The sequence below is a fragment of the Erythrobacter sp. WG genome, from assembly GCF_026586795.1.
Taxonomy (GTDB): Bacteria; Pseudomonadota; Alphaproteobacteria; order Sphingomonadales; family Sphingomonadaceae; genus Erythrobacter.
On record NZ_JAPFGY010000053.1, the window covers coordinates 1 to 3,475 of the forward strand.

General features: G+C 72.4%; 4 protein-coding genes and 1 pseudogene. All 5 read left to right on the forward strand.

All coding sequences use genetic code 11. The features are described 5' to 3' along the window. Window positions 1–1,163, forward strand: a 1,163-nt coding sequence (locus OPU67_RS16230) for a glutamate-5-semialdehyde dehydrogenase (protein WP_267621506.1), incomplete at its 5' end; no start/stop codon positions are given. A 7-nt stretch (window positions 1,164–1,170) separates the two neighbouring features. Beyond that, window positions 1,171–1,842, forward strand: coding sequence for a nicotinate-nucleotide adenylyltransferase (locus tag OPU67_RS16235; RefSeq protein WP_267621508.1), 672 nt, complete (start codon window positions 1,171–1,173; stop codon window positions 1,840–1,842). A 186-nt stretch (window positions 1,843–2,028) separates the two neighbouring features. Next, the gene (gene rsfS / locus OPU67_RS16240; protein ID WP_267621510.1) at window positions 2,029–2,379 is read left to right on the forward strand and encodes a ribosome silencing factor; all 351 of its coding nucleotides are present in this window, start codon (window positions 2,029–2,031) and stop codon (window positions 2,377–2,379) included. A gap of 122 nt (window positions 2,380–2,501) precedes the next feature. Further along, window positions 2,502–2,924 (forward strand): 23S rRNA (pseudouridine(1915)-N(3))-methyltransferase RlmH, encoded by a 423-nt coding sequence (locus OPU67_RS16245; RefSeq protein ID WP_267621512.1) that lies wholly within the window; start codon window positions 2,502–2,504, stop codon window positions 2,922–2,924. An 8-nt stretch (window positions 2,925–2,932) separates the two neighbouring features. Beyond that, window positions 2,933–3,475, forward strand: a pseudogene (locus tag OPU67_RS16250) (metalloendopeptidase); the annotation flags it as partial.

Here is a 3,475-nt window from a genome sequence, read left to right on the forward strand (position 1 = left end):
CCGCCGCGCTGCACCGCGCGGCCGAGGCGCTGCGGGCGGCGACCCCGGCGGTGCTCGCCGCCAATGCCCGGGATGTGGCGGCGGGGCAGGCGAACGGCCTCAGCCCGGCGATGGTCGACCGGCTGGCGCTCGACGAGGGGCGGCTGGCGGCCATCGCCGATGCCGTCGCCGCGGTCGCGGACCTGCCCGATCCGGTGGGCGAGGTGATCGATTCGGCCGAGCGGCCCAACGGTCTCAAACTGAGCCGCGTTCGCGTCCCCATCGGCACCATCGGGATCATCTACGAAAGCCGCCCCAACGTCACCGCCGATGCGGCCGCGCTGTGCGTGCGCGCAGGTAACGCAGCGATCCTGCGCGGCGGGAGCGAGGCGGTGCATTCGAACCGCGCGATCCACGCCGCGCTGGTCGAGGGGCTGGTCGCGGGCGGGGTTCCGGCAGAGGCGGTGCAGCTCGTCCCCTCGCAGGACCGGGCTTGCGTGGGCGCGATGCTGACCGCGAGCGGGCTCATCGACATGATCGTGCCGCGCGGGGGCAAGAGCCTCGTCGCCCGGGTGCAGGCCGAGGCGCGGGTTCCGGTGCTGGCCCATCTCGACGGGATCAACCACACCTATGTCCATGCTGCCGCCGATCCGGTGATGGCGCAGGACATCGCCCTCAACGCCAAGCTGCGCCGCACCGGCATCTGCGGGTCGATGGAGACGTTGCTGATCGATGCGGCCTACCCCGCACCCGCCGCGCTGGTCGCAGCGCTGATCGAGGCGGGCTGCGAGGTGCGCGGCGACGAGCGCACCCAGGCGCTCGACCTGCGCGTCATCCCGGCGAGCGCCAACGACTGGGACACCGAATATCTCGACGCGATCCTCTCGGTGGCTTGTGTCGACGGGCTGGAAGACGCGCTCGCCCACATCGCGCGCCATTCCTCCGCTCACACCGACGCGATCGTGACAGCCGACGAGGCCGTCGCGGAGCGCTTTCTCGCCGAGGTCGACAGCGCGATCGTGATGCACAACGCCTCCTCGCAATTCGCCGACGGGGGCGAGTTCGGATTGGGCGCGGAGATCGGGATTGCCACCGGGCGTCTGCACGCGCGCGGGCCGGTCGCGCTCGAGGGGCTGACAACCTACAAGTGGCAGGTGCGCGGGAGCGGCCAGATCCGGCCCTGAACCGAAGGTGCGCCGACCACCCGTCCTCACCGGCCTCCTCGGCGGCAGCTTCAACCCCGCGCATGGCGGGCACCGGCGCATCACGCTGTTCGCTGCCGCGGCGCTGGGGCTCGACGAGACGTGGTGGCTGGTCTCGCCCGGCAATCCGCTCAAGCCCCGCGCCGGCATGGCGCCGCTGCGGGCGCGGCTGCTTTCGGCCCGGCGGCAGGCCCGCCGCGCAGCGATCGTGCCGACGGCGATCGAGCAGCAGCTCGGCACGCGCTACACGGTCGACACGCTCGCCAAGCTGGTGCGGCGCTACCCGCACCGGCGCTTCGTCTGGCTGATGGGGTCCGACAATCTCGCCCAGTTGCACCGCTGGAAGGACTGGCGGCGGCTCGCGCGGACAATGCCGATTGCGGTTGTTGCAAGGCCGGGTTATGATGCCGACGCCATGACGAGCCCCGCCATGGCCTGGCTCCGGCGCTATATCGTGCCCGCCGCCAGCATTCGGAAACGGGGGCAATGGAGCGCACCGGCCCTGGTGTTATTGCGTTTCGATCCAGACCACCGCTCGGCCACGGCGCTCCGCCGTGCCCATGCCGGGTGGGCCGAGGAGTATCTCGGCACAGGGGATCGACCGGCACCGGTGCGTGATCGGCTGACATTCCGCAGAGTCCGGTCAGAGGAGGACGCATGAGGCGCTCGCTGGGCGTTTTGGCTCTCCCGCTGGCCGGCCCGCGTGATGTGCGCTTCCAACGCCCCACACTCTGGAGATACCCGATTGCCCAGCCCCGATGCCTTGATCGCATCCCTTCCGCTCGGCGCCACGCAGGTGGGCGCCAGGCTCGCCCAGTCGCTCACCGCACCGCTGGGCAAGCCTGAGATGGGCGCCGACGCGCTGCACCGGCTGGTCCTCGATCAGCTTGACGATGACCAGGCGCAGGACGTGGTGACGATCCCGCTCGAAGGCAAAAGCTCGATCGCCGATCACATGGTGATCGCCAGCGGCCGCTCGACCCGGCAGGTCGCAGCGATGGCGCAGAAGCTCGCCGAGAAGATCAAGCAGGCCGGCTTCGGCCACGCCCGCGTCGAAGGCCTTCCGGCCGCCGACTGGGTGCTGATCGACGCGGGCGACGTGGTGATTCACCTGTTCCGCCCGGAAGTGCGCAGCTTCTACAATCTCGAGCGGATGTGGTCGTTCGAAGGAACGGAAGCAGCCAGCGGCCGCGCGTGATCCCTGCCGCCCCCTCCCCGCCGGGGAGGGGGTTGGGGTTGGTCCCCGAAGGCGCAGCCGAGGGGCCTGCGCCAGCGGCCACGCCGAGGCGCCGCCGGCGCCGAGCCCCTGAGGTATTGCCCATTCTCCTCCACATCATCGCCCGCGGGAAAATCGGCCGTTCGCCCGAGGGCGAGCTTGTCGATCGCTATGCCAGGCGTCTGACCTGGCCGGTCAAGCTCACCGAATGGCCCGACACCGGCGCGGGCAAGGTGGCCGAGCCGCTGACCCCATGCCGCACCGTGCTGCTCGACGAGCGCGGCAAGGCCATGACGTCGGAAGCCTTCGCGACGCTCCTCGGCAAGTGGCGCGACGAGGGGGTGCGCGAGACCCGCTTCATGATCGGCGCGGCGGACGGGCACAGCGAGGCCGAGCGCGCCGCCGCCGACCTCCTCCTCGCCTTCGGCCCCGCCACCTGGCCGCACATGATGGCCCGCGCGATGCTGATGGAGCAGCTCTACCGCGCCACCACGATCCTTGCGGGCCACCCCTACCATCGGGCATGAGGCGAGCCATGCGGGGGCGAGCCATCCTGACATTGACGATCATGCTCGGCGTGGCGGGGGCACTGGCCCTCGGCGTGCGCGAGACCCGCGCCACCCCCGCCGCCCTCGTCGACCCCGGCGATGCCCAGGCCGCGCTCGCCCGCGCCACGCGCGAGAGCAAGCTCGCCGAAAGCCGCGCCGCGCGCCTCACCTCCGAGGCCGAGGCCGCCACCGAAGCCGCGCAGCGGACCGCGCGCGAGGCCGCCGCGCTCGCCGCGCGCATCCAGCAGGCCGAGGCCGATATCGAAGTCGCGCAGGCCCGGCTCGCCATCGCCCGCAGCGCGCGCGCCGCCGTGACGGCACGCCTTGCCGCCAAGCAGGAGCCGACCGCGCGCCTCGCCGCCGCGCTCCAGACCGCGGCGCGCCGCCCGCTCGCGCTGTCCGCGCTGCAACCGGGCTCGCTCACGGATGTCGTCCACCTGCGCGCCGTGCTCGCCAGCACCGTGCCGCAGATCCGCGCCCGCACCGCCGCGCTGCGCAGCGAGCTCGACCGGGGCCGCGCGCTCGAGGCC